This window comes from Erwinia sp. Eh17-17, from assembly GCF_039675725.1.
Taxonomy (GTDB): domain Bacteria; phylum Pseudomonadota; class Gammaproteobacteria; order Enterobacterales; family Enterobacteriaceae; genus Erwinia.
In genome coordinates, this window is sequence record NZ_JBDFQT010000008.1 from 23,143 (window position 1) to 48,699 (window position 25,557).

General features: G+C 57.1%; 20 protein-coding genes. 14 read left to right on the plus strand and 6 right to left on the minus strand.

Annotated elements, in window-relative coordinates:
• Positions 1-224: 224 nt before the first annotated feature.
• The 3 genes from pepA (at position 225) to ABEH87_RS17815 (ending at position 5,113) form a co-directional block, all read left to right on the plus strand.
• Positions 225-1,733 (plus strand): leucyl aminopeptidase, encoded by a 1,509-nt coding sequence (pepA, locus tag ABEH87_RS17805; protein ID WP_346578266.1) that lies wholly within the window; start codon positions 225-227, stop codon positions 1,731-1,733.
• 63 nt (positions 1,734-1,796) lie between these two features.
• Complete coding sequence (locus tag ABEH87_RS17810; RefSeq protein WP_346578267.1) at positions 1,797-2,252, plus strand: DNA polymerase III subunit chi; 456 nt, start codon at positions 1,797-1,799, stop codon at positions 2,250-2,252.
• A 5-nt stretch (positions 2,253-2,257) separates the two neighbouring features.
• The gene (locus ABEH87_RS17815; RefSeq protein WP_346578269.1) at positions 2,258-5,113 is read left to right on the plus strand and encodes a valine--tRNA ligase; all 2,856 of its coding nucleotides are present in this window, start codon (positions 2,258-2,260) and stop codon (positions 5,111-5,113) included.
• A gap of 93 nt (positions 5,114-5,206) precedes the next feature.
• On the opposite strand, the gene ABEH87_RS17820 is transcribed toward ABEH87_RS17815, so the two are convergent.
• On the minus strand, positions 5,207-6,223 hold the full coding sequence (locus ABEH87_RS17820) for a M48 family metallopeptidase (RefSeq protein WP_346578271.1): 1,017 nt from the start codon (positions 6,221-6,223) through the stop codon (positions 5,207-5,209).
• Between the two features lies 1 nt (position 6,224).
• Positions 6,225-7,412, minus strand: coding sequence for a YjgN family protein (locus tag ABEH87_RS17825; protein ID WP_346578272.1), 1,188 nt, complete (start codon positions 7,410-7,412; stop codon positions 6,225-6,227).
• Between the two features lie 222 nt (positions 7,413-7,634).
• Between ABEH87_RS17825 and ABEH87_RS17830 the strand changes: the two genes are divergently transcribed.
• Entirely contained in the window at positions 7,635-8,138 is a 504-nt protein-coding gene (locus ABEH87_RS17830) for a GNAT family N-acetyltransferase (protein WP_346578273.1), read from the plus strand.
• 4 nt (positions 8,139-8,142) lie between these two features.
• Here ABEH87_RS17830 and miaE read toward each other — a convergent pair whose 3' ends face one another.
• Both miaE and rraB read right to left on the minus strand, forming a co-directional pair.
• Positions 8,143-8,907: a tRNA isopentenyl-2-thiomethyl-A-37 hydroxylase MiaE gene (gene miaE, locus ABEH87_RS17835; protein WP_346578274.1), complete on the minus strand. Its 765-nt coding sequence runs from the start codon at positions 8,905-8,907 to the stop codon at positions 8,143-8,145.
• A gap of 55 nt (positions 8,908-8,962) precedes the next feature.
• A complete protein-coding gene (rraB, locus tag ABEH87_RS17840; protein WP_346578276.1) occupies positions 8,963-9,394 on the minus strand; it encodes a ribonuclease E inhibitor RraB in 432 nt (143 codons plus the stop codon).
• Between the two features lie 156 nt (positions 9,395-9,550).
• On the opposite strand from rraB, the gene argF (ABEH87_RS17845) reads away from it, so the two are divergent.
• The 9 genes from argF (ABEH87_RS17845) to ridA all read left to right on the plus strand — a co-directional run bounded on the left by argF (ABEH87_RS17845) (position 9,551) and on the right by ridA (position 18,498).
• Positions 9,551-10,561: an ornithine carbamoyltransferase gene (gene argF, locus ABEH87_RS17845; protein WP_346578278.1), complete on the plus strand. Its 1,011-nt coding sequence runs from the start codon at positions 9,551-9,553 to the stop codon at positions 10,559-10,561.
• Between the two features lie 630 nt (positions 10,562-11,191).
• Complete coding sequence (gene arcA / locus ABEH87_RS17850) at positions 11,192-12,412, plus strand: arginine deiminase (protein WP_346578279.1); 1,221 nt, start codon at positions 11,192-11,194, stop codon at positions 12,410-12,412.
• Positions 12,413-12,431: 19 nt separating this feature from the next.
• Positions 12,432-13,373: a carbamate kinase gene (arcC, locus tag ABEH87_RS17855; protein WP_346578281.1), complete on the plus strand. Its 942-nt coding sequence runs from the start codon at positions 12,432-12,434 to the stop codon at positions 13,371-13,373.
• Between the two features lie 2 nt (positions 13,374-13,375).
• Complete coding sequence (argF, locus tag ABEH87_RS17860; protein ID WP_346578283.1) at positions 13,376-14,380, plus strand: ornithine carbamoyltransferase; 1,005 nt, start codon at positions 13,376-13,378, stop codon at positions 14,378-14,380.
• Between the two features lie 67 nt (positions 14,381-14,447).
• A complete protein-coding gene (locus ABEH87_RS17865; RefSeq protein ID WP_346578284.1) occupies positions 14,448-15,854 on the plus strand; it encodes a YfcC family protein in 1,407 nt (468 codons plus the stop codon).
• A gap of 23 nt (positions 15,855-15,877) precedes the next feature.
• Complete coding sequence (locus ABEH87_RS17870; RefSeq protein WP_346578286.1) at positions 15,878-16,411, plus strand: ArgR family transcriptional regulator; 534 nt, start codon at positions 15,878-15,880, stop codon at positions 16,409-16,411.
• 213 nt (positions 16,412-16,624) lie between these two features.
• Positions 16,625-17,560, plus strand: coding sequence for an aspartate carbamoyltransferase (gene pyrB / locus ABEH87_RS17875; protein ID WP_346578287.1), 936 nt, complete (start codon positions 16,625-16,627; stop codon positions 17,558-17,560).
• Between the two features lie 12 nt (positions 17,561-17,572).
• Positions 17,573-18,037, plus strand: coding sequence for an aspartate carbamoyltransferase regulatory subunit (gene pyrI, locus ABEH87_RS17880; RefSeq protein ID WP_346578289.1), 465 nt, complete (start codon positions 17,573-17,575; stop codon positions 18,035-18,037).
• Positions 18,038-18,111: 74 nt separating this feature from the next.
• Entirely contained in the window at positions 18,112-18,498 is a 387-nt protein-coding gene (gene ridA / locus ABEH87_RS17885) for a 2-iminobutanoate/2-iminopropanoate deaminase (RefSeq protein WP_346578291.1), read from the plus strand.
• Positions 18,499-18,552: 54 nt separating this feature from the next.
• On the opposite strand, the gene ABEH87_RS17890 is transcribed toward ridA, so the two are convergent.
• Entirely contained in the window at positions 18,553-20,925 is a 2,373-nt protein-coding gene (locus tag ABEH87_RS17890; RefSeq protein WP_346578293.1) for a family 20 glycosylhydrolase, read from the minus strand.
• Between the two features lie 201 nt (positions 20,926-21,126).
• Here ABEH87_RS17890 and treC point away from each other — a divergent pair, with 201 nt between their 5' ends.
• Positions 21,127-22,788: an alpha,alpha-phosphotrehalase gene (gene treC, locus ABEH87_RS17895; protein ID WP_346578294.1), complete on the plus strand. Its 1,662-nt coding sequence runs from the start codon at positions 21,127-21,129 to the stop codon at positions 22,786-22,788.
• A gap of 45 nt (positions 22,789-22,833) precedes the next feature.
• On the opposite strand, the gene ABEH87_RS17900 is transcribed toward treC, so the two are convergent.
• Entirely contained in the window at positions 22,834-25,386 is a 2,553-nt protein-coding gene (locus tag ABEH87_RS17900; RefSeq protein WP_346578295.1) for a DEAD/DEAH box helicase, read from the minus strand.
• Positions 25,387-25,557: the final 171 nt, after the last annotated feature.

Consider the following 25,557-nt stretch of genomic DNA (forward strand, 5'->3'; position numbering starts at 1 on the left):
CAGGAAAATCGCTAGTTTCATCGCTTATACGCCATTTTTTATCATCAATGGCTCAAGTCATAGCTAAAATAGTATGACAACAACCGCGTTCTGGTGATGCAAAAAAAAATAATTCTCACCAAAACTCAATCTGACAACGGCGTATTGCGCCAGCGCTATACAGTACGAAAGCGGTCCATTCTAGCCGCAGCAAGCGCTGTTGTCTTTAAGATTCAGGAGAGTGCATGGAGTTCAGTGTAAAAAGCGGTAGCCCGGAAAAACAGCGCAGTGCCTGTATTGTGGTGGGCGTGTTTGAACCGCGCCGGTTGTCACCGATTGCTGAACAGCTGGATAAAATCAGCGATGGATACATTAGCGCCCTGCTGCGCCGTGGTGAACTGGAAGGAAAAGTCGGTCAGACGCTGCTGCTGCATCATGTGCCGAACATTCTCTCTGAGCGTATCCTGCTGATTGGCTGTGGCAAGGAACGTGAGCTGGATGAGCGTCAGTATAAGCAGGTCATTCAAAAGACCATCAACACGCTCAACGATACCGGATCGATGGAAGCGGTGTGCTTCCTGACCGAGCTGCACGTCAAAGGGCGCAACACCTACTGGAAAGTACGTCAGGCGGTGGAAACCTCGAAAGAGACGCTGTACAGCTTCGACCAGCTGAAAAGCAACAAAGTCGAGCCGCGCCGTCCGCTGCGTAAGCTGGTGTTCAACGTGCCAACGCGCCGCGAACTGACCAGCGGTGAACGCGCCATTCAGCACGGGCTGGCGGTTGCCGCCGGGGTGAAGGCCGCGAAAGACCTCGGCAATATGCCACCGAACATCTGTAACGCCGCGTACCTGGCTTCCCAGGCGCGTCAGCTGGCGGATACCTGGGCGAACATCACCACCCGCGTGATCGGCGAGCAGCAGATGAAAGAGCTGGGGATGAATGCCTATCTCGCCGTCGGTGCCGGTTCGCAGAACGAATCGCTGATGTCGGTGATTGAGTACAAAGGTAACCCGGACAAAGAAGCGCGCCCGATCGTGCTGGTCGGCAAAGGCGTCACCTTTGATACCGGCGGTATTTCGCTCAAGCCGGGCGAAGCGATGGACGAAATGAAGTACGATATGTGCGGCGCGGCCTCGGTCTATGGCGTGATGCGCATGGTGGCGGAACTGAATCTGCCGCTGAACGTGGTGGGCATACTGGCCGGGTGTGAAAACATGCCGGGCGGCCGCGCTTATCGTCCGGGTGACGTGCTGACCACCATGTCCGGCCAGACCGTTGAGGTGCTGAACACTGATGCGGAAGGTCGTCTGGTGCTGTGCGATGCCCTGACCTACGTCGAGCGCTTCGACCCGGATGTGGTGATCGACGTTGCCACGCTGACCGGTGCCTGCGTGATTGCGCTCGGCCACCATATCAGCGGCCTGCTGTCGAACCATAATCCGCTGGCGCACGAGCTGATTGGCGCATCTGAGCAGGCTGGCGACCGCGCCTGGCGTCTGCCGATGGCCGATGAGTATCAGGAGCAGCTGGATTCCAATTTTGCCGATATGGCGAACATTGGCGGCCGTCCTGGCGGTGCCATCACCGCCGCCTGCTTCCTGGCGCGCTTTACACGCAAGTACAACTGGGCCCACCTGGATGTGGCAGGTACGGCCTGGCGTTCAGGCAAAGCGAAAGGCGCCACTGGTCGTCCGGTTGCCCTGCTGTCACAGTTCCTGTTGAACCGTGCGGGCCTGAACGGCGACGATTAAGCCCGGTGGGGCGACCGAAAAAGGTCGCCCCCTACAGTCCTGACGCAATCATTTGGCATCATTATGAAAAACGCAACTTTCTATCTGCTGGAAACCGACACCCCGGTTGACGGGCTGAGCGCTCAGGAAGCGCTGGTCTGCGATCTGGCCGAGGCCCGCTGGCGTGACGGGAAACGCGTGCTGATCGCCTGTGAAGACGAAGCGCAGGCCATCCGGCTGGACGAAGCCCTGTGGCAGCGCCCGGCCGATGCCTTTGTGCCGCATAATCTGGCCGGTGAAGGCCCGAAATATGGCGCGCCGGTGGAGCTGGCCTGGCCTCAGCGCCGCGGCAATTCCCCGCGCGACCTGCTGATCAGCCTGCTGCCGCAGTTTGCAGATTTTGCCACCGCTTTCTATGAAGTGGTAGACTTCGTTCCCTATGAAACATCTTTGAAACAGCTGGCGCGCGACCGCTATAAAGCCTATCGCAGCGTTGGATTCCACTTGAATACGGCAACGCCCCCTTTGCCTAAGACATAGCAGACATGGAAAAGACATATAACCCGCAAGATATCGAGCAGCCGCTTTACGAGCACTGGGAACAACAGGGCTATTTCAAACCGCATGGCGACACGAGCCAGGAAAGCTTCTGCATCATGATCCCGCCGCCGAACGTCACCGGTAGCTTGCATATGGGTCACGCCTTCCAGCAGACCATCATGGACACCATGATCCGCTACCAGCGTATGCAGGGGAAAAACACCCTGTGGCAGGCGGGTACAGACCATGCGGGCATCGCCACGCAGATGGTGGTCGAGCGTAAAATCGCCGCCGAAGAGGGTAAAACCCGTAAAGATTATGGCCGTGACGCCTTTATCGAAAAAATCTGGCAGTGGAAGGCCGAATCCGGCGGCACCATTACCCGCCAGATGCGCCGTCTGGGTAACTCCGTGGACTGGGAGCGCGAGCGCTTCACCATGGATGAAGGCCTGTCCAACGCGGTGAAAGAGGTGTTCGTTCGCCTGCATAAAGAGAACCTGATTTACCGTGGCAAGCGCCTGGTGAACTGGGACCCGAAACTGCGCACCGCCATCTCTGACCTGGAAGTGGAAAACCGCGAGTCGAAAGGCTCCATGTGGCATATCCGCTATCCGCTGGCCGACGGCGTGAAAACCGCCGACGGGAAGGATTACCTGGTGGTCGCCACCACCCGTCCGGAAACCGTACTCGGTGATACCGGCGTGGCGGTCAACCCGGAAGATCCGCGTTATAAAGACCTGATCGGCAAGTTCCTCGTGCTGCCGCTGGTTGGCCGCCGCATTCCGATCGTCGGTGACGAACATGCCGACATGGAGAAAGGCACCGGCTGCGTGAAGATCACCCCGGCGCACGACTTCAACGACTACGAAGTGGGCCGTCGCCACAAGCTGCCGATGATCAACATTCTGACCTTCGACGGTGATATCCGTGAATCCGCTCAGGTGTACGACACCAACGGCGAAGAGTCTGACGCCTGCGATCCCACCATCCCGGCGGAGTTCCAGAAGCTGGAGCGCTTTGCCGCGCGTAAAGCGATTGTCGCGGCAATTGACGCTCTCGGCCTGCTGGATGAGATCAAACCTCACGACCTGACCGTGCCTTACGGCGATCGCGGTGGCGTGGTGATCGAACCGATGCTGACCGACCAGTGGTACGTGCGTACCGCCCCGCTGGCGAAAGTCGCAGTGGAAGCGGTGGAACAGGGTGATATCCAGTTCGTACCGAAGCAGTATGAAAATATGTACTTCTCCTGGATGCGTGATATCCAGGACTGGTGTATCTCGCGCCAGCTGTGGTGGGGCCACCGCATTCCGGCCTGGTACGATGCCGAAGGCAACGTCTATGTGGCGCGCAATGAAGCCGAAGCGCGTGCAGAAAACAATATCGCCGCCGACGTGGTGCTGACTCAGGACGAAGACGTGCTGGATACCTGGTTCTCATCCGGGCTGTGGACCTTCTCCACCCTCGGCTGGCCGGAGAATACCGAAGCGCTGCGCACCTTCCACCCGACCAGCGTGCTGGTCAGTGGCTTCGACATCATCTTCTTCTGGATTGCGCGCATGATCATGCTGACCATGCACTTCATCAAAGACGAAGACGGTAAGCCGCAGGTGCCGTTTAAAACCGTGTACATGACCGGGCTGATCCGCGACGACGAAGGGCAGAAAATGTCCAAGTCGAAGGGAAATGTCATCGATCCGCTGGATATGGTAGACGGCATCTCGCTGGAAGACCTGTTAGAGAAGCGCACCGGTAACATGATGCAGCCGCAGCTGGCGGAAAAAATCCGCAAGCGCACCGAGAAGCAGTTCCCGAACGGCATTGAGCCGCACGGCACCGATGCCCTGCGCTTCACCCTGGCGGCGCTGGCCTCTACCGGCCGCGACATCAACTGGGATATGAAACGCCTGGAAGGTTACCGTAACTTCTGTAACAAGCTGTGGAACGCCAGCCGCTTTGTGCTGATGAACACCGCAGAGCACGACTGCGGCTTCAACGGCGGCGAGCTGGAGCTGTCGCTGGCGGACCGCTGGATCCTCGCGGAATTCAACGAAACGGTGAAAGCTTACCGTGGCGCGCTGGACAGCTACCGCTTCGATATCGCGGCTAACATCCTGTATGAGTTCACCTGGAATCAGTTCTGCGACTGGTATCTGGAGCTGGCCAAGCCGGTGATGAACGGCGGTTCCGAAGCCCAGCTGCGCGGCACGCGCAACACGCTGGTGACGGTACTGGAAGCGCTGCTGCGCCTGGCGCACCCGATTATTCCGTTTATTACCGAAACCATCTGGCAGCAGGTGAAAGCCCTAAAAAACATCAGCGACGACACCATCATGCTGCAGCCGATGCCGGAGTACAGCGAGAGCCGTGTGGATACGGCTGCCATGACCGATACCGAATGGATGAAGCAGGCTATCGTCGCGGTGCGTAATATTCGCAACGATATGAACATCTCTCCGGCCAAACCGCTGGACGTGATGCTGCGCGGTGCCAGCGCTGATGTGGTGCGTCGTGTGAACGACAACCATAACTTCCTGAAAACCCTGGCGCGTCTGGAAACGCTGGAGCTGCTGCCGGCAGGCGAGAAAGGTCCGGTTTCCGTGACCAAGCTGGTTGACGGTGCCGAGCTGCTGATCCCGATGGCCGACCTGGTGGATAAAACCGCCGAGCTGGAGCGTCTGGTGAAGGAAGTGGCGAAGCTGGACGTGGAGATGGAGAAGATCACCACCAAGCTGGGCAACGAAGGGTTTGTGGCGCGCGCACCGGAAGCCGTGGTGGCGAAAGAGCGTGAGCGTCTGGCAGACTTTGAGCAGGCGAAGGTCAAACTGATTGAGCAGCAGGCGGTGATCGCCGCGCTGTAAGGGTGGCAGGCGGGCGGACCGGAAAAGATGGTCCGCCCCTACAACACCCTCGTAGGGGGCGACCTTCTTTTTCGGTCGCCCTTTTTTATGGCGTTATTGCGCAGCCTGAACGGCTTTTATCCTTTCCGGCATATCCGGGTGGGTACTCATCCACTCCGGCAGATTGATCCCGCTGTTACCCTTCTCTGCTGACTGCTCAAGCTGACGATAAATCTCCGCCATCGCGGCCAGAGAACGTCCCTGAGCTTTCATCTGCGCAATCGCATAGTCATCCGCCTCACGCTCCATGCTGCGCGAATACTGCAGCTGGTCAATAAAGGCCGCTGACTGCAACAGCGTATCGCCAATCCCACTGACGTCTCCGGTAAGCCAGAGATAACTCAGCGACACCAGCGACGAACGTACCAGCATGCGCATGACGTGCCGGTGCTGATGATGCCCCATCTCGTGCAGCATCACCGCCACTATCGCGTCATCACTTTTTGCCATGCGCACCAGATCATCGCTGACAATCAGCGTACCGTCCGCCAGCATAAAGGCGTTTGCCCCGCCGGAAAAATGCATGATCTTCAGCCGCAGCGGCGTCGGATCCTCTTTCATCTCCGCCGGAATGCTGTCGCGGAACAGCCGGTTAATGCGCTGCTGCTGCTCAGGCGTCAGACGCCCGGCGCTGAAGCCGGAATTCTGCAACAGGGTAAACGTTTGCTGCCCGACCTGACGTTCCACATAAGAGGGAATATGCTGCGCCAGCACGATGCTGGTCGCGGGCAGTATTACCCAGATCCATAAAGCGATAGCGGCCAGCGTCGCCAGCAGGGTCAGCGCAACGCCGCGGCGGTGCTGCTCCAGCCGGTGAACCAGGCCAGGCCGGCGCCGCTGCTGCCACCACTGACGAAACGCCGCATCGTCATCCGGCACAAAGCGCCCGCCGTCCGGGAATGACAGCGTGAGCGGGATGGAACCCAGCGCGTCAGACACCGTGACATCCTTCAGCATCACCAGCTGCCGGTGGTTATCCAGCTGCAGCGTCAGATGCTGTTCGCCCAATGTGAGACGGGCAGCCTCGCGAGCTGCCCGTCCTGGGTACTGATAAAAGCCGTTCAGTTGCAAGTCAGATGCCAACGTTCAGATCGAATGCGGCAGCCACTTCTTCAGCAACGGCCGTACCGGCACCTTCGTTATGCGCCTGCACGTCCAGCAGAGAAATATCCCCTTCCAGCTCGGTGCTTTTGGCCATATAACGTGCCAGACGAACTTCCGCGACTGGCGTACCCAGACCCAGTGTGAAAATCACAATCAGGGTATTGGTCAGCGTCAGTCCAAGGAAAGAACCGGTAGACATAGTTGACTTAAGGCGGAGTTTTTCACCAAGTTTAGTCTGGCCAAACACGTAATTACGCTGCGCCACAACTAAATAAGCAGAAGAAACTAAAGTACCGAACAGTAATACCAGGAAGGTCAGGAAGATATTTAACATATTCCCCGCCATCAGTGAGTTCAGCATCTCAGGATCGGTCACGCCCATGGCGATGGAATAAAAGATCGAAACAAACAGCGTACCAATCAACATTCCCGAAATAATCAGGAAAGGCAGCATAATCAGAAAGCTGATCAGCACCATTTTGATAAAGGCTTTTTTACTCAGTTCGGCTTTAAATGGCAGCGAACCGTAGGACATATTGTTGATATAGAGATCGTGGTTCAGTGCAGCCACGGTGCCATGCACCGCAGCCATACCGGCCAGGAACGCTACAAAACCAATGATGCCGAGGATCAGCGCGACGCTGATATTGCCGATGTTAATCGCCGCCATGCCGATCAGCGCCATGACCACATACAGCGCCACAATCAGCAGCATCGGACACAGGTACATCGTCCAGTAGGCACGGCCCACGCGGCACAGGTAGTTAAACCGCACGCCACGGAAGCTGCTCATCAGCGCGTTATAGCGCCAGCTGCGGATGATAATCCAGGGGATCAGTGCACAGAATGCCAGCAGGAATACCAGAGAAATAGCCGGTAAAACAGAGGAGAGGATAAAGAACAGCACCAGCCCCACAAAGACGATGATACGGCCTTTCAGGATGTCGACAGGACGAGCGTGATAATCAAAGCGGTCACCGGCAATTTCTGTGTTACCAAAGAAATAGCGACGGCGACGGACGGTTGCCCATGCGGAATAAATGCCTAACGTAACCAGGGTCAGCAGTGCGTTGACCAGCCAGATAGAAAAATATTCGCCAGAACGCCCGTGGAACAGCACCGCATGGCGTTGCTGATTCGAGGTATTGTTTTCCATTTGTTTTTCTTCCTGAAAATAGAAATAGTCTTCTGCAAAGCAGAAAATAAAAAGCGTAATAAATAGCCGGGCTATTTAAGCATGGCAATGGAAACCCGACAATAAATAATTATCATTTAGAATCGTCCTAAGACCAGTTGCGCGCCCACGTGCAGGCCATTGCATCCGCACGCCGGCAATGTTATTACACTACCTGCAACCGACCGACCATGAGCGAAATGTATGACAACCGCAATTCAGACTACCCTGCGCGTGCGCCCGATCGCTCCCGCTGACAATCCGCATATTGCTGCGGTGATCCGCGCGGTATCGGCAGAATTTGGCCTGACGGCAGATAAAGGCTACACCGTTTCCGACCCAAATCTTGACCACTTATATGAGGTTTACAGTGAAGCGAACTGCGCTTACTGGGTGGTTGAGCTGGAAGGCGAAGTGGTCGGCGGCGGGGGCGTGGCACCGCTGGCGTGCAGCGATGCGGACATCTGCGAACTGCAGAAAATGTATTTTATGCCGTCGGTGCGCGGTCAGGGTCTGGCGCGAACGCTGGCGCTCCAGGCGATGGACTTTGCCCGCAGCCAGGGATTCAAACGCTGCTATCTGGAAACCACCGCCTCGCTGACGCGCGCCATTCGCCTGTATGAACACCTCGGATTTACACACATCGACGGGCCGATGGGGTCAACCGGCCACGTAGACTGCGAAGTCACGATGCTGAAAACCCTGTAATCCGTCAGGTTAACACCGGCACGCCGCTGTGAAAACGCAGCTGCGTATCCGGTTCGCCGATCAGCCGCGCCTCTGTTTCCCCGATTTTACGCACCCGCGCGCTGATATCGGTCGGTGAGATCAGCGCGGCCAGCGCCAGATAATCCTGATAGTGACGTGCCTCAGAGCGCAGCAGAGAGACATAAAACGCCGCCAGCTCCTCATCCAGATACGGTGCCAGGCTGGCGAAACGCTCGCAGGAGCGCGCCTCGATGTACGCGCCGCAGATCAGCTTATCCACCAGCGTTTGCGGTTCGTGCGTGGCAATCTCACGCAGCAGCCCTTTCGCATAGCGGCTGGCGGTGATCCTCATATAGGGAATACCGCGCGCCTGCATAATTTCCAGCACCTGATAAAAATGGTGCAGCTCCTCTTTGATCAGCAGCACCATCTTATCCACCAGCTCATCGCCGTACGGCACCTCTTCGCGGCTGATGATAGTTTTCGACAGGCCTTTGTGCTGTTCAAGGAACGCCAGGTCGGCCTGGTCGTTATGGACAAAGTTTTCCCAGGGCTTCAGCCACGCCAGTAAGGCATCGCCGCTGGCTTTATCGGCAACATATTTACGGATCAGCCACATTGCGGTCTGCGCGGCTTTCAGTTCGCACACCAGATGGTCGGTCAGGAGGAGAGACAGATGCTGCGGCTGACGGGCTTCGTCAATCCAGGCTTGTGGCGTACGGCAGTGAAGGAATTCCAGGACCGGGGCAAGCAGGTGTTCGATGTTCATACAATACAGATCACGTAGTGGCCGGGCATGCCCGGCCAGAATTTACAGGGAGTGATTAATGACGAATGCCGTTATCTTCGCCGTCGATGGCTTCGCCATCTTCACCGTCTTCGTCGTCTTCATCCTGCGCGTCCGGGTCTTCGAAATAGGTGCCCCAGCCGTCGTAGTCAACGTTGAATTTACCGGCCACGTCGATCAGCTGTTCAACCTGCGCGTCAATCAGCTCGGCGTTCAGCGCGCCTTCGCTCAGGATATCGCAGCACATCACTTTCGTGCCGTCTTCCAGGTCCAGCTCTTCCGGTTCGGTGACTTCATAACCCAGCTTAAAGGCTTCCACCGCCGCTTTTTCCAGCGCGTCAAAGCTGTCGCAGGAGAAGTGATGCTCAATGGTGTACAGCGCGTCCGGATCGCTGCCGTCATCCAGCAGCTCTTCAATAATCAGCCGTGTTTCTTCACGCTGCTCTTCCAACAATGCTTCGTTAGCCATGATCTCTTCCTCATTAGGGCGTTATTTCGCGTATTTTCCCACAGTGCTCTCTGCGCCACTACCATTAAAAGCAAGTTTCTGCTCACCGGGGTTGAAAGTGAATATTAATACGGTTAAATTGAATTTTAATTCAATAAAAGTTACCTGGAGTGCTTTATGAGTCAGTTATATCAACGTCACTTCCTCAGGCTGCTCGATTTCACCCCTTCTGAAATCAACGGCTTACTGGCGCTGGCGTCTGTGTTGAAAACCGATAAGAAAAACGGCGAAGAAATTCAGCACCTGCAAGGTAAGAATATTGCGCTCATCTTCGAAAAAGACTCGACCCGTACCCGATGCTCTTTCGAAGTTGCCGCATTCGATCAGGGCGCGAACGTCACGTATCTTGGCCCGAGCGGCAGTCAGATCGGCCATAAAGAGTCGATGAAGGATACCGCCCGCGTGCTCGGCCGTATGTATCACGCCATTCAGTATCGTGGTCACGGCCAGGCGCTGGTTGAGTCGCTGGCCGAACACGCCGGTGTGCCGGTGTGGAACGGGCTGACCAATGAGTTCCATCCCACCCAGCTGCTGGCCGACCTGCTCACCATGCAGGAACACCTGCCGGAAAAAGCCTTCAGCCAGATGACGCTGGCCTACGTCGGGGACACCCATAACAATATGGGCAACACCCTGCTGGAAGCCGCCGCGCTGGTGGGCCTCGACCTGCGCCTGATTGCACCGAAAAGCTGCTGGCCGGATGCCGCGCTGGTCGCCGAGTGCCAGAAAGTGGCGGAAAAAACCGGGGCGAAAATCACCCTGACCGAAGAGATTGCCGCCGGTGTCAAAGGCGCTGACTTTATCTATACCGACGTCTGGGTATCGATGGGTGAGCCGAAAGAAGTGTGGCAGGAGCGTATTGCTCTGCTGCGCCCTTACCAGGTGAATATGGCGATGCTGGAGGCCACCGGCAACCCGCAGGTGAAGTTCCTGCACTGCCTGCCTGCCTTCCACGACGACCAGACCACGCTTGGCCAGCAGATGGCGCAGCAGTACGACCTGCACGGCGGCATGGAAGTGACCGACGAGGTGTTTGAGTCCCCGCACAGCGTGGTGTTCGACCAGGCCGAAAACCGTCTGCACACCATTAAAGCGGTGATGGTCGCCACCCTCTCCTCCAGCCACTAATCAGACTGGCCGGCAGCGAATTAACCTGATTCGCTGCCTCTCTGATCTTTCCTTCCCCGTTAAATATACTTATTTCAAAAAAACAGCACTGCCGCGCTCTGTTGCTGAATAAGAATCCATTCACATTACATAATTCATTTTACTTTTTTAAAAATGACAAATGTAACCTATTGAATGCCGCAAATAAAAAACAACGCTTATCCATTCATCACAAAAATAGAAACCCTGGCAAACGCACTTAGCAGAATAAATATCTCACAATTCTCATGCTCATTGCGATTAACTAGCAGAATAAAAGAATACCTATGCATTATAAAATTAAAAACCTTTAAAAACAGTCAATTAAAAAATCGTAAAAAACACTAAACACAACAAGTTACGCCGAAAATAAAAACTAAGTCAGAAATTACCGTTAACTATTCACTCTGGCGATGATTAAAATCGCGATAAAAATGACCATCATCAACTTCAGATCACATTACACGGAACAGTGGGCTTTACGTGATAAAAATCACATTCACGATTCATTCGGCTATTACTATCGTCAGGGAATTTTGAACGTAACTGACTGAGACAACGTGAACATCGCTTTCACTGCGGACAGCTATCGCCCTAAAAAAGGAAATGAATATGAACAGACATTATGTCGGCTCGGAAATAGGCCAGCTTCGCTCGGTGATGCTTCATCGCCCTAATTTAAGTTTAAAAAGGCTGACGCCTTCGAACTGTCAGGATCTGTTGTTCGATGATGTGCTGTCTGTCGAAAAAGCCGGGGAAGAACACGATATCTTTTCGGCCACGCTACGTGAACAGGGCGTTGAGGTTTTACTTTTTACCGATCTGTTAACAGAAACCTTAGCGCTGCCCACGGCCAAAGAGTGGCTGCTTAAAACGCAGGTCTCTGATTATCACCTCAGTCCTTCATTTGCGGCAGATATACGCGGCTGGCTGGCAGACACCACCGACCGCCAGCTGGCTCGTTACCTTTCCGGGGGCTTAACATATGAAGAAATACCCTCTTATTTCAGCAATATGGCCATCGATCTCCACCAGCCGGATGATTTCATTATGGCTCCGCTGCCCAACCAGCTGTTTACCCGTGATGCTTCCTGCTGGCTTTACGGCGGTGTGTCGATCAATCCGATGGCTAAACCTGTCCGGCAAAGGGAAAGCAACAATCTGAGAGCGATCTATCGCTGGCATCCGTCCTTCTCAAAGGGCGACTTTATTAAATATTTCGATGATGAAAAGACCAACTACGAAGATGCCACGCTTGAAGGCGGAGACGTGCTGGTGCTGGGGAACGGCACCGTCATGATTGGTCTGTCTGAACGCACGACATCCTGCGGCGTTGAATTTCTCGCACGCGCGCTGTTCGGGCATCAGCAGGCAAGCAGAGTCATCGTCGTTGAACTGCCTAAACAGCGCGCCTGCATGCATCTCGACACGGTGATGACGCATCTGGATCGGGATACATTTTCCGTCTACCCCGAAGCCATCGGTCCTCAGACCCGCTGCTGGACAATCACCAGCGATGGTCAGGGCGGCCTGCACCGCAAAGAAGAAAGCAGCTTGCTGAAGGCGATTGAGCAGGCACTGGGCTTAGACCAGATCCATCTGATTACCACCGGGGGCGACCGTTTCGAAGCAGAGCGCGAGCAGTGGAATGATGCCAACAACGTGCTTGCCGTGCGTCCCGGCGTCGTCATCGGCTACGAGCGCAATATCTATACCAATGAAAAATACGACAAAGCCGGGATCACCGTGCTGCCCATTCCCGGTAACGAACTGGGCAGAGGGCGCGGTGGCGCACGCTGCATGAGCTGTCCGCTGGAACGGGATGGCCTTTAAAGCCCAAAAGGAGGCATCAATGAACAAACCTTTATTAGTCATCGCGCTGGGCGGCAACGCGTTGTTAAAGCGGGGTGAACCCCTGGAGGCGGATATTCAGAGCCGGAATATCGAAGACGCCGCCAGCGCGATTGCGGCGCTGACGCAAGAGTGGCGCATTATTCTGGTTCATGGCAACGGCCCTCAGGTTGGCCTGCTTGCCCTGCAGAACAGCGCTTACGAGGCCGTTTCCCCCTACCCCCTTGACGTACTGGTGGCTGAAACGCAGGGAATGATTGGCTACATGCTGCAACAGGCGTTGCAAAATCGCCTGCCCGACCTGCACATCAGCACACTGCTGACCCAGGTTGAGATCGATGCAGACGATCCGGCATTCAGTCATCCAACCAAATATATCGGCCCGGTTTATCGCCCGGAGCAGGCCAGTCTGCTGGCGGAAGAACATGGCTGGTCGATGAAAAAAGACGGCAATTTTACCCGGCGGGTGGTGCCCTCTCCGCTCCCCGTCCGAATTGTCGAGCTCCAGGCTATTCAGTCTCTGACGGCGTCAGGGCATCTGGTGATTTGTAACGGCGGCGGCGGCATTCCCGTGACACGCAGCCATAACCGGCTGTGCGGAACGGAAGCCGTGATTGATAAAGATCGCTCTGCGGCATTACTGGCCAGGCAGATTGGCGCTGATGCGCTGCTGATCCTCACCGATGCTGACGCCGTGTACCTCAACTGGGGCCAACCCGACTGCCGTTCGCTGCACCACGCCACGCCCTCAGACCTGAAAGGGATTGAGTTTGATGCCGGTTCAATGGGGCCAAAGATCGCCGCAGCCTGTGAGTTTGTTGAACAGCAAAACCGCATCGCCGGAATTGGTTCGCTGGCCGATGCCGCCGGGATCCTGCGCGGTGATAAAGGCACGCTGATTTGCCCGTCATCCATCCCCACACCCAGTGATATAAGGAAATAATCATGTCTGCTTCTCTGCATAACCGTCACTTTCTGAAACTGCTGGACTTTACTCCGGCGGAAATCCAGCAGCTGATCGATCTGTCGTGCTTATTGAAAAAAGCCAAATATTCCGGGCAGGAAGTGCAAAAACTGGCCGGCAAAAATATCGCCCTGATTTTTGAGAAGACCTCGACACGGACCCGCTGTGCCTTTGAAGTCGCCGCGTTCGATCAGGGGGCGCGGGTAACCTATCTCGGCCCGTCTGGCTCGCAGATTGGCCATAAAGAGTCGATGAAAGACACCGCCCGCGTGCTCGGCCGCATGTATGACGGAATTGAATACCGCGGGTTTGGTCAGTCGATTGTTGAAGAGCTTGCCGCCCATGCCGGTGTACCGGTGTGGAACGGACTGACTGACGAATTTCATCCGACGCAAATCCTGGCCGACTTCATGACCATGCTGGAACATGCCCCCGGCAAGACACTCGATCACATGGCTTTTGCCTACCTGGGCGATGCCCGAAACAATATGGGTAACTCACTGATGGTCGGGGCCGCCAAAATGGGCATGGATATCCGCCTGGTGGCACCGAAATCATTCTGGCCTGACGAACAGCTGGTGACGGTTTGCCAGGAGATAGCCAGACAGACGGGCGCCAGAATCACCCTGACCGACCAGGTGGAGGAAGGGGTACGCGGCGTTGATTTCCTCTACACCGACGTCTGGGTGTCGATGGGTGAGTCCAAAAGCGCCTGGGCTGAGCGCGTGGCGCTGATGAAACCTTACCAGGTGAATGCCTGCGTTCTCAAGGCAACGCAAAACCCGCAGGTGAAGTTTATGCACTGCCTGCCAGCCTTCCACAATGAACACACCCTGACAGGGCGGGAGATCGAGCAGACCTTTGGTCTGAAGGGACTGGAAGTCACCGAGGAGGTGTTTGAATCGCCCCACTCCATCGTGTTTGAACAAGCCGAAAATCGTATGCACACCATCAAGGCCGTGATGGTCGCCACGCTGGGCATGTAATGCCTGTTCGTCGCCACTGCGACATGTGCCGCAGTGGCGTCAGGATAACGACAAAGGATAAGACGTTATGCATAAATTCACTTTTCCGTCGGCCTACAGCATTCTGCTGGTGTTAATTGCGCTGGTCGCCGGTCTGACATGGATTGTTCCGGCGGGACAATACCAGATGGAGATGAACACGGTTCTGAATAAGGAAGTCCCGATTGCAGGAACCTGGCAACCTGTCGTTCAGCAACCTCAGGGGCTGGCAGACATTGTCCTGGCACCTGGGGATGGATTCTACAACCATAAAACTAACGAGGCCGGGGCGATTGACGTCGCGCTGTTTATCCTGTTCATCGGGGGATTTCTAGGCATCGTCAACAAAACCGGCGCGATTGATGCCGGGATTGAAAGAGTCACGCAGCGCCTGCGCGGTAAAGAGGAGTGGATGATACCGATCCTGATGGCTCTTTTCGCCGCGGGAGGCACCATTTACGGCATGGCCGAAGAGTCGCTGCCTTTTTACTCCCTGATGGTTCCCATCATGCTGGCCGCCGGTTTTGATTCGGTCGTCGCCGCCGCTACCGTCATGCTGGGGGCCGGGATTGGCACGCTGGGATCGACCATCAATCCTTTCGCCACGGTGATTGCTTCCAATGCAGCCGGTATCTCTTTCACCGCCGGGAGCGGTTTACGCCTGGTAATACTGGTGGTGGGCTGGGTCATCTGTGTGGCCTGGGTGATGCGCTATGCCAAAAAAGTGCGCCACGATCCCTCGCAGTCGATCGTTGCCGATCTTCAGGAAGAACATCGCGCGTTCTTTCTGCGGACTCCGCTCTCTGGCGGTTCGCTGGAATTTACCCCCACCCGCAAGCTTATTCTGCTGATTTTCGCCATTGCCTTTGCCGTGATGATTTACGGCGTGTCCTTTCAAGGCTGGTGGATGGCCGAGATTTCTGGCGTCTTTCTGGTGGCCGCTATCATCATCGGACTGATTGCCAGAATGAGCGAAGCGGAGCTCACCGGCACCTTTATTGATGGCGCACGCGATCTGCTGGGCGTGGCGCTCATCATCGGTATTGCCAGGGGCATCGTGGTGGTGATGGACAACGGCATGATTACCCACACCGTGTTACATGCTGCAGAAAAGGTCGTCACAGGGCTGCCATCGGTCTCCTTTATCGGCGTGATGTTTATGCTGGAAGCCGTACTTTCATTTCTGGTGCCCTCTTCCTCCGGTCTGGCCGTATTAACTATGCCTATCCTGGCGCCACTCGCCGACTTTGCGCACATCAGCCGGGAGCTGGTGGTCACCGCCTATCAGTCCGCTTCCGGCCTGGTCAATCTGATCACCCCCACCTCAGCCGTCGTCATGGGGGGGCTGGCCATTGCCCGCGTGCCTTATGTGCGCTGGGTGAAATGGGTTTTCCCTTTGTTATTGATCCTGCTGGTGTTACTTCTTGCCGTTCTTTCTCTGGGGGCTGTCCTTTAGCCTGATAAGCGAGCCTGAATGTTATGTCTAAAAAATCTACGGCAACACGAGAGAGAGAGCAGGCTCAGCTGATGATTTGTCGCCAGCTGATTGCGAACCAGAGCTTTCACAGCCAGCAGCAAATCAGGCTGGCCCTTCAGCAGCAGGGCTACCCTGAGATCAGCCAGTCCACCGTATCAAGATTACTGGCGCTGCTTGACGTCATTAAAACCGTCAACGCCAGAGGAGAGCGGACTTACACTCTCAGCCCGCATTTCCAGAGCAAACCTGACGCTATCAGCCCGCTGTCCGCGATGGTGCTGAGTGTCGATTACAACGAAAAATTTGTTATCGCTCATGTGGTACCTGGCTACGCTCGCGCCGTCGCCAGAGTGATTGAACATGCTCACTTAGAGGATGTGCTGGGTATTGTGGCCACTAATAACAGTATCTGGATCGCCCCGCGTAATACGCTCAGAACCCTTCAGCTCCAGCGCGCGGTTCTGGCACTGGTTATGCCCCCGACGGGCAGCCAGACCTGGCATGACTCGTCAACAAACCGTGAGTTTGCATCTTGAAGTCGGCGATAAATGACGTATACTTTGCGGCGATTTGCCGGGAGGATGCATGAAACTGAGTCACGTTAATCAAGCCGTACTGACGCGCCGTTTTACCGGCGGGCAGCACCGTTTTTCCTCCCGTAGCATGAACGATCGTTAAGAAAAGCCCCTCATTGAGGGGCTTTTTTTTGCCCGAATTTCAGGCCCGCCCGCGTAGAGTAAGGAGTGGAAATGGCTAACCCCCTGTATCACAAACATATTATTTCAATTAACGATCTCAACCGTGAAGAGCTGGAGCTGGTGCTGCGTACCGCCGCCAGCCTGAAGGCGAATCCACAGCCTGAGCTGCTGAAACATAACGTGATCGCCAGCTGCTTCTTTGAAGCCTCTACCCGTACCCGCCTCTCATTTGAAACGGCGATGCACCGCCTTGGCGCGTCGGTGGTCGGGTTTGCCGACGGCGGCAACACCTCGCTGGGTAAGAAGGGCGAGACCCTGGCGGACACCATCTCGGTTATCGGCACCTATGTCGATGCGATTGTCATGCGCCATCCGCAGGAGGGCGCGGCGCGTCTGGCCACGGAGTTTTCCGGCGGCGTGCCCATACTGAACGCGGGTGACGGTGCTAACCAGCACCCGACACAGACGCTGCTCGACCTGTTTACCCTGCAGGAAACCCAGGGCCGCCTGAACAACCTCAGTGTGGCCATGGTCGGTGACCTGAAATATGGCCGCACCGTACACTCGCTGACGCAGGCGCTGGCGAAGTTTGAGGGCAACCGTTTCTACTTTATCGCCCCGGATGCGCTGGCGATGCCCGCCTACATCACCGATATGCTCGACGAAAAAGGCATTATCTGGACGCGTCACGACAGTATTGAAGAAGTGGTTCCGCAGGTGGACATTCTTTACATGACCCGCGTGCAGAAAGAGCGTCTGGATCCGTCCGAATACGCCAACGTCAAAGCCCAGTTTATTTTGCGCGCCGCCGACCTGGCCGGTGCCCGTGAAAATATGAAGGTGCTGCATCCGCTGCCGCGCATTGACGAAATCGACACCGACGTTGACCGCACGCCGCACGCCTGGTATTTCCAGCAGGCGGGTAACGGGATTTATGCACGCCAGGCGCTTCTGGCGCTGGTACTGAACAGCGAACCGGTTCTGTAAGGGGATAACCACATGACTCAAGATAATAAATTACAGGTTGAAGCGATTAAACGCGGCACGGTGATTGACCATATCCCGGCCCAGGTCGGCTTTAAGCTGCTGTCCCTGTTCCGCCTGACGGAAACCGACCAGCGCATCACCATCGGCCTGAATCTGCCCTCCGGCGAGCTGGGACGCAAAGATTTAATCAAAATCGAGAACACCTTCCTGACCGATGACCAGATCAACCAGCTGGCGGTCTATGCCCCGCATGCCACGGTTAACCGCATTGATGATTACAACGTGGTGGCGAAGATTGCCCCGACGCTGCCGGATCGTATTGAGCGCGTGCTGACCTGCCCGAACAGCAACTGCATCAGCCGCACGGAACCGGTGTTTTCCAGCTTTGCGGTGAAACAGCGTCAGGATGAACTGCACCTGAAGTGCAAATACTGCGAGAAAGAATTCGCACACTATGTGGTGATGGCGAACGGCTGAAGCCGTTTGCATTTCCCCGCAACGGTGGGCAGGATGGGAACGCCCACGACTATCAGACACATTCAGGAGAAACTATGTCTCGCGAAATCAGTACAGAAAACGCGCCAGCCGCTATCGGTCCTTACGTTCAGGGTGTCGATCTTGGCAGCATGATTATCACCTCCGGTCAGATCCCGGTCGATCCCAAAACCGGTACTGTGCCGGACGATATTGCCGCTCAGGCCCGCCAGTCGCTGGAAAATGTGCGGGCGATTGTGGAAGCCGCAGGCCTGAAAGTTGGCGATATTGTGAAGACGACGGTGTTTGTGAAGGATCTGAACGACTTCACCACGATGAATGCCGCCTATGAAGCCTTCTTTACCGGGCACGGGGCCAGCTTCCCGGCGCGTTCCTGCGTGGAAGTGGCGCGTCTGCCGAAAGATGTGAAAATCGAAATCGAAGCGATTGCCGTTCGTCGTTAAGCGGCGCTTGCTTCACGGCCCCTTTGTAGGGGCCGATCAACGATCGACCCGCCGTTATTTCCCGTAGCGCAGTAATTTTTCGATCGGATAGACCAGCGCGACCACCACTTCATCCTGCACCAGCGCGGCCTGATCCAGACGCTGATGCATTTTAGCCACCTCACGCGCCCCGAACGTTCGCTCATTTTCCATCGCATCCAGCAGTGACAGGCCGATCTGGCTGATTTCTGCTACCTGCCCGGCCACCGGCATCAGCGGCCGCAGCTGCGGGTTTCGGGTCAGCACAGGGGCAACCTGGGGAATATTTTGCCGCCACTGCTCCAGCTGACGCCGGATGGCCTGCGCCGCTCTGGTGTCCCCCCGGTTAGCGATTAACGCATCCACCTGACGGTCCAGTTCGCGCACGCTGTTGCTCTCGGCCGGTAACACATCGGCCAGCCGGTTTAACGGCTCTGCCTGAGTGTAGTGCCCGGCGCGATATTTCAGATGCTGGCGGGTATACCACTGCGCCGGTTCCAGCGCCTGGGCGAAAATCTCTAGCGCCAGGGTGTCACTGCTGTTGGCCAGCCGCGTCATTTGCACCTGCGCCTGCGTATGCTGTTGCAGCCCGACCGATACCGCCGACCAGCCGTCCACCGCCGCCAGGCGCTGATACATATTCTGTTCATCGGTGACGTCAGAAGCCGACCACAGGCGTTCGGCGACCACAAACGCCCTGGGCCACAGACGCACGTCAATCACGTTCTCATCGACCATTTCACTCCACAGTGCCGCCTCTCCGCCCAGCAGATTATTCCTCAGCTGCGCGTCGTCCGGCAGCGCAGGCCGGATCCCCGCAGGAACCGTCGCCAGACGGCTACCGACCGTCGGGTAACGCACGTTAGCAATGCGCCAGTAGCCGCTCATTCTGTCCCCGGTCAGGGTCATCACCGGACGCAGCTCCCCCATCCAGCTGTCAACGCGGAAGGTCAACTGAGTGGGCGAGAGCCAGCGAATTTCCCGCACCATGCGGCGCGCGCGGCCGTCAAAATCAATAAAACCGCGCCAGCCGCCAACGGCATCGATCAGGGTAAAGCTGCCGCTCAGCGGATTGCCCTTCAGACGGGGCAGCGTAAACTGCCAGCTCTGCGCCGTTTCCCCGTCCCGCAGCCGGTCCGCGTCGTTCAGCCCCTGCGGCCAGACCTCATTGCGGTAGTGGAAGGCCGCTGACTGCGCCTGGTCAAGGTAGAACCCGGTAGAGAGGATGCCGCGATAGTTATTCTTTGCCACTTCACCCAGCGCATCCGGCCCCTGCCAGGACTGGATCAGTATGCTGCGCGGCAGGTCGGGATGGTAAATCTCATCCCAGCCGACCATGCGCCGCTGGTGTTTTTCCAGGATCTTCTCCACCCGCTGATTAAAGTACGCCTGTAGCGCATGGCTGTCCTCCAGCCCTTTCTGCTGCATAAACTGGCGGATCGTGGCGGATTCATTCCACTGGCTGGGATTAACCTCATCGCCGCCGATGTGCAGCCAGGGGTCAGGGAATATGGCGGCCACTTCCCCCACCAGCGTATCGATAAACTGATAAACCTGCTCATTTGACGGGTCGAGCAGCGGGGTAAATACGCCCCAGCCGCGCTCCATCTGGTAAGGTCCCGGTGCTGACATCAGCTCCGGCATCGCCACCGCCAGCGCAGAGGCATGGCCGGGGAAGTCTATTTCCGGTACCACGCGCACGCCGCGTCTGGCCGCATAGCTGACGATGTCGCGCATCTGCTGCTGGCTGTACCACTGGCCGTCACTGGCTTTTTCCTGTAGCTGGGGATAATGGGTTGAGGCAAAGCGCCAGCCCTGGTCGTCGGTCAGATGCCAGTGGAAGACATTCATACGCGCCGCAGCGATGCCGTCAATCTGGCGCTTCAGCGTCTCGACGGGCAAAAAGTGGCGGGCAGAATCAATCAGGATACCGCGCCACGGGAAGCGCGGACGGTCGTTAATCGTCACCAGCGGTACGCTGCCGTTATGCACCAGCTGCAGCAGCGTTTCCATGCCGCGCATCGCGCCAAAGCGGGTTGCCGCCTCCAGTACGATGCCGTCGGCGCTGACCACCAGCCGGTAGCTCTCATCGCTCTCCAGCTGCGGGATGGGCGCGACCTGATGCGCGATACGAATCTGTAATGACGTGGCGCTGGCGGAAACCGGCAGGTCCGGGTTGCCAGTCTGGCGCGCCAGCCGTTTCTGCCAGCGCGGCAGCGCTTCCTGCAGATTGTCGCCCTGAACCTGAATCGCCAGCGGGGTCGTCAGGGCCAGCTCTCCCCCACCCTGCGGCTGTTCCACCTGCTGCGGCCACGGCATCAGCGGCAGCGATCCTGCCGGGCTGGCAGAGACGGTGAACGACAGGAGCAGAGAACAGGTAAGCAGCAGGGGGCGCAGGGACCATGGCATATCAGAACATCCTTTTTTTGTGATGCACTCTTAAAACATAATTCGCGATTCACATCAAGTTACACATCATCAAAGCGGCCCCGGCACCCGATTCCTGCTCAGCGCTGTCTTATATCGGTACATACTGTGCGTAATTGTCTCTCTGTGGCTAATCTTAGGGAACAACGCTCTCAGCAACCTACCGGATATCAGGATTTATTAATGACAAACGCTCCCCACTGGTGGCAGAACGGCGTGATTTATCAGATCTATCCCAAGAGCTTTCAGGACACTACCGGCAGCGGTACGGGCGACCTGCAGGGCGTGATCCAGCGGCTGGACTATCTGCAAACGCTGGGCGTCGATGCCATCTGGCTGACGCCGTTTTATCTTTCACCGCAGGTGGATAACGGCTATGACGTGGCAAATTACACCGCCATCGATCCGCAGTTTGGCACCCTGAATGATTTCGATAATCTGGTGGCAGAAACTCACCGTCGCGGGATGCGCATTATTCTGGATATGGTGTTTAACCATACTTCAACTCAGCATCACTGGTTCCACGAGGCGCTGGATCCGCAAAGCCCCTATCGTTCTTATTATATCTGGCGCGACGGCGCTCCCGGCCAGCTGCCAAATAACTGGCTGTCAAAGTTTGGCGGCAGCGCCTGGCGCTGGCACCCTGAAAGCCGTCAGTACTATATGCACCTGTGGGCACCGGAGCAGGCGGAGCTGAACTGGGAAAACGACAGCGTGCGGGCGGAACTGAAGCAGGTGGTTAACTTCTGGGCCGACCGCGGCATCGACGGGCTGCGCCTGGATGTGATTAACCTGGTCTCCAAGCAGCAGGACTTCCCTGACGATCCCGGTGGCGATGGCCTGCGGCTGTATACCGACGGCCCGCGTATTCATGAATTTATGCAGGAGATGAGCCGCGAGGTGTTTACTCCCCGCCAGCTGGTCACGGTGGGCGAAATGTCATCGGCGACCCTGGAACACTGCCAGCAATACGGCGCGCTGAGTGGCGAAGAGCTGTCGATGGTGTTCAGCTTCGACCATGTGGAAGTGGATTTCTACCAGGGCCAGAAGTGGACGCTGACGCCGCTCAACCTGGTGGCGCTGAAGGCAATATTTACCCACTGGCAGCAGGGTATGCACAACCAGGCGTGGAATGCGCTGTTCTGGTGTAACCACGATCAGCCCAGGGTGGTGTCGCGCTGGGGCGATGAGGTAACCTGGCGGGTGGAGTCGGCCAAGCTGCTGGCCCTGGCGCTGCACGGCATGCAGGGCACGCCGTATATTTTCCAGGGGGAAGAGCTGGGAATGACCAATCCGCATTTCACCCGCATCATCGATTATCGCGATATTGAAAGCCACAATATGTATGCCGAGCTGCGTTCTCAGGGGCGTGACAGCGATAACCTGCTGGCCATTCTCGCCAGCAAGTCGCGCGACAACGGGCGCACACCGATGCAGTGGGACAGCAGTGACAACGGCGGGTTTACCCAGGGCACGCCGTGGATTGGTATGGGCGACAATGTGGACAGCGTGAATGCGCTGGCCGCACTGGCTGACCCCGACTCGGTGTTTTACTGCTATCAGAAGCTGATTGCGCTGCGCAAAACCTACCACATTCTGACCTACGGGGATTATCTCGACCTGCTGCCTGAACATCCACGCCTGTGGTGTTACTGCCGCCGCGCAGAGGGAGAAACGCTGGTGGTGGCGACCAACTTTAGCGGCGAAACGCAGGTCTGGCATCCGCCCGCCTGGAGCGGACACTGGGAGGTGTTAATCAGTAATTATCCGGATACGCACGTCACCCCCGGCGAAGTGATGCTGCGCCCGTGGGAAGCGGTATGGTGGTATCAGAAAACCCATTAGGGGATGCCGCAGGGGCGACCTTCTCTTCCGGTCGCCCCGCATGATTCAGGAAAACAGCGCCGTCAGATCGTCGGGGCTGAACTGGCCCGGTTCGCTCAGCTCGTCGTCGAGGATCTCGCCAGCCAGATCCGCTTTCTGCTGCTGCATGGCGACGATCTTCTCTTCGATGGTATCGGCGGCGATCAGCTTGTAAACAAACACCGGCTTGTCCTGTCCGAGGCGATACGCACGGTCGGTAGCCTGATTTTCTGCCGCCGGGTTCCACCAGGGATCGTAGTGGATCACCGTATCTGCCGCCGTCAGGTTCAGCCCGACGCCGCCCGCTTTCAGGCTGATCAGGAACACCGGCACCTCCCCCTCCTGAAAACGGCGCACCGGTTCATTTCGGTCGCGGGTGCTGCCGGTCAGCATCACATAAGGAATGCGCGCTTTCTGTAACTCTTCCGCGATAATGCCCAGCATGGTGGTGAACTGCGAGAAGATCAGGATACGCCGGTCTTCTGCCAGCAGGTCATGCAGCATCTCGCGCAGCAGTGCCAGCTTGGCTGACTGCTTCACCCGTTCCGCACGCGGGTCGGACAGCAGGCGCGGATCGCAGCAGATCTGCCGCAGTTTCAGCAACGCATCCAGCACCAGCAGGTGGCTGCGGCCCGGCCCCTGCTGCTGCACGGCGAGCTGCACCCGGTCCTGCATCGCTTCCCGCACCTGGTCATACAGATCGCGCTGCGCCCCGTCCAGCGGCACGCTGCGTACAATGGTATTTTTTGGCGGCAGCTCTTTCGCCACTTCCTGTTTGCGGCGGCGCAGCATGAAGGGCCGCACGCGTTTTGCCAGCAGTTCGCGACGCGCTTTATCGCCGTTACGCTCTACCGGAATTCGCCAGTTCTGGGTAAAGTCGCGTTCGCTACCGAGGAAGCCGGGCAGGAGAAAATCAAACTGCGACCACAGCTCGCCGAGATGATTTTCCAGCGGCGTCCCGGTCAGGCACAGGCGGTGCCGCGTCTTCAGGGTACGGATCACCGACGCGGCGCGGGAAGCGCTGTTTTTGACGTACTGGGCTTCATCGAGGATCAGCATGTGATAATAGTGCGCCACCAGCTGCGGCTGATCGCGCCACAGCAGAGAGTAGGTGGTGATCACCACGTCATACTGTTCCATCTGGTCATAGAAATCTTTGCGCTGCGGGCCGGTCAGCGCCAGCACGCGCAGGCCGGGTGTAAAACGTCTGGCCTCGCAGCACCAGTTGTGCACCAGCGTGGTGGGCACCACGATCAGCGCCGGGCGGTCGAGACGCCCGGCTTCTTTCTCCAGCAGCAGATGCGCCAGCGTCTGGATGGTTTTCCCCAGCCCCATATCATCAGCCAGCACGCCCGCCAGCTGATGCTGACGCAGAAACTGCATCCAGTTGACCCCCTGCTGCTGATAATCTCGCAGAGTGGCCTGCAAACCCGCCGGGGGAGCAATCGCCTGAACGCCGCTGTGGCCGTTCAGCCGTTCCGCCAGCTGATGCACGGCGTTGTCACCGTCAAAAATCCAGCGCTGACGATCGCCAGACTCGCTGAGCCGGCCCACATCCCAGGCAGCCAGGCGCAGCGGCTGCGGTGAGGAAAACAGATCGATCAGGTTGCCCACCAGCGGCTTCAGCTGCGCGGCACGGAACAGCAGGCGCTGGTTATGGTCATCGCGCAGTTCAAACTGTTCATCATCGTCAATCAGGCTGAGATTTCCCGACATCCAGCGGCGATCGCGGGCAAACAGCTTCGCCAGCAGCGGTTCGAGGCGCACGCGGCGACGGCCTATTTTCATCGCCAGTTCCAGATCGAACCAGCCATCCTCCCCCTGAATGGCACGCCCTTCTATCGCGTCCACCTCGGAAACATTCCAGGTAAAGTCGTCATCCATGCTGATGCGCCAGCCGCGTTTACGCAGCGCGGGCAGACCTTTTTTGATGAAATCGCGCCACTGGGGTGCCGTGGCCGGGGCAAAGATAGCGGGCGGCAGCGGTGCCGGCGTATAGATATGCCCGGCAGGAATGGCGTTCAGTCCGGCGGCATCGATCTGTGCCAGCCAGGACTGTTCCTCATCCGTCTGGCGCCGGACGTGATAGCGCAGCCCCGTGCGGTCGGTGAAGCTCTCTGCGCGACTGCAGGCATCCACGCTGACTCCGGCGTAATCAAAGCTTACTGAGGCAAAGTCGAGACGTTTCTGACGGTGACCATAGTGGCCGTAACCGCTGATAAATTTTGCCCGCGACTGCAGCTGCAGCACCGGCACGGGCGTCGCCTGGATTGTTTTCAGTGCGACCGCAGTTTCAGGCTGGCGCGGCTGGAGATTAGCCAGCATCACTGCCGCGACGTGTTTGCAGTTGTTTTGCACCGCACAGCTGCATTCACCGCTGGCGAGCAGCCTGCCCTGCGGGCGGCTGAAATGCACGATCACGTTGAAAGGTTCGGCTTTACGCCCCGGCACTTCCGCGGTCAGCAGGTTATTCTGCCACTGTAAGTTCTGTACGCTGGCGACCAGATCGCGCGCACGGGCAACGGTGCGGGCACCGAGCCAGCGCATGATCTGTTTTTCGTTATAAGCGACGGACGACATCGGGCAGTATCCTGAGTAACCAGAGCGAAGCAGGGTTCGCTCCACAGCAACCGACAATAGTAGTAATTCCTCAGGGTTGAATGCAACCGCGACAGCACTTCAGAGCGGCAAAAAATCTCAGGCGCAGTAACAACTGCCATCATGCGGGTCGGCCGCTGAAAGAAATTCCCG

Bases quoted from the DNA above. Each gene is read 5' to 3' on its own strand.
- pepA (WP_346578266.1), top strand. From the start codon at position 225: ATGGAGTTCAGTGTAAAAAGCGGTAGCCCGGAAAAACAGCGCAGTGCC.
- ABEH87_RS17810 (WP_346578267.1), top strand. From the start codon at position 1,797: ATGAAAAACGCAACTTTCTATCTGCTGGAAACCGACACCCCGGTTGAC.
- ABEH87_RS17815 (WP_346578269.1), top strand. From the start codon at position 2,258: ATGGAAAAGACATATAACCCGCAAGATATCGAGCAGCCGCTTTACGAG.
- ABEH87_RS17825 (WP_346578272.1), bottom strand. From the start codon at position 7,412: ATGGAAAACAATACCTCGAATCAGCAACGCCATGCGGTGCTGTTCCAC.
- ABEH87_RS17830 (WP_346578273.1), top strand. From the start codon at position 7,635: ATGACAACCGCAATTCAGACTACCCTGCGCGTGCGCCCGATCGCTCCC.
- miaE (WP_346578274.1), bottom strand. From the start codon at position 8,907: ATGAACATCGAACACCTGCTTGCCCCGGTCCTGGAATTCCTTCACTGC.
- rraB (WP_346578276.1), bottom strand. From the start codon at position 9,394: ATGGCTAACGAAGCATTGTTGGAAGAGCAGCGTGAAGAAACACGGCTG.
- argF (WP_346578278.1), top strand. From the start codon at position 9,551: ATGAGTCAGTTATATCAACGTCACTTCCTCAGGCTGCTCGATTTCACC.
- arcA (WP_346578279.1), top strand. From the start codon at position 11,192: ATGAACAGACATTATGTCGGCTCGGAAATAGGCCAGCTTCGCTCGGTG.
- arcC (WP_346578281.1), top strand. From the start codon at position 12,432: ATGAACAAACCTTTATTAGTCATCGCGCTGGGCGGCAACGCGTTGTTA.
- argF (WP_346578283.1), top strand. From the start codon at position 13,376: ATGTCTGCTTCTCTGCATAACCGTCACTTTCTGAAACTGCTGGACTTT.
- ABEH87_RS17865 (WP_346578284.1), top strand. From the start codon at position 14,448: ATGCATAAATTCACTTTTCCGTCGGCCTACAGCATTCTGCTGGTGTTA.
- ABEH87_RS17870 (WP_346578286.1), top strand. From the start codon at position 15,878: ATGTCTAAAAAATCTACGGCAACACGAGAGAGAGAGCAGGCTCAGCTG.
- pyrB (WP_346578287.1), top strand. From the start codon at position 16,625: ATGGCTAACCCCCTGTATCACAAACATATTATTTCAATTAACGATCTC.
- pyrI (WP_346578289.1), top strand. From the start codon at position 17,573: ATGACTCAAGATAATAAATTACAGGTTGAAGCGATTAAACGCGGCACG.
- ridA (WP_346578291.1), top strand. From the start codon at position 18,112: ATGTCTCGCGAAATCAGTACAGAAAACGCGCCAGCCGCTATCGGTCCT.
- ABEH87_RS17890 (WP_346578293.1), bottom strand. From the start codon at position 20,925: ATGCCATGGTCCCTGCGCCCCCTGCTGCTTACCTGTTCTCTGCTCCTG.
- treC (WP_346578294.1), top strand. From the start codon at position 21,127: ATGACAAACGCTCCCCACTGGTGGCAGAACGGCGTGATTTATCAGATC.
- ABEH87_RS17900 (WP_346578295.1), bottom strand. From the start codon at position 25,386: ATGTCGTCCGTCGCTTATAACGAAAAACAGATCATGCGCTGGCTCGGT.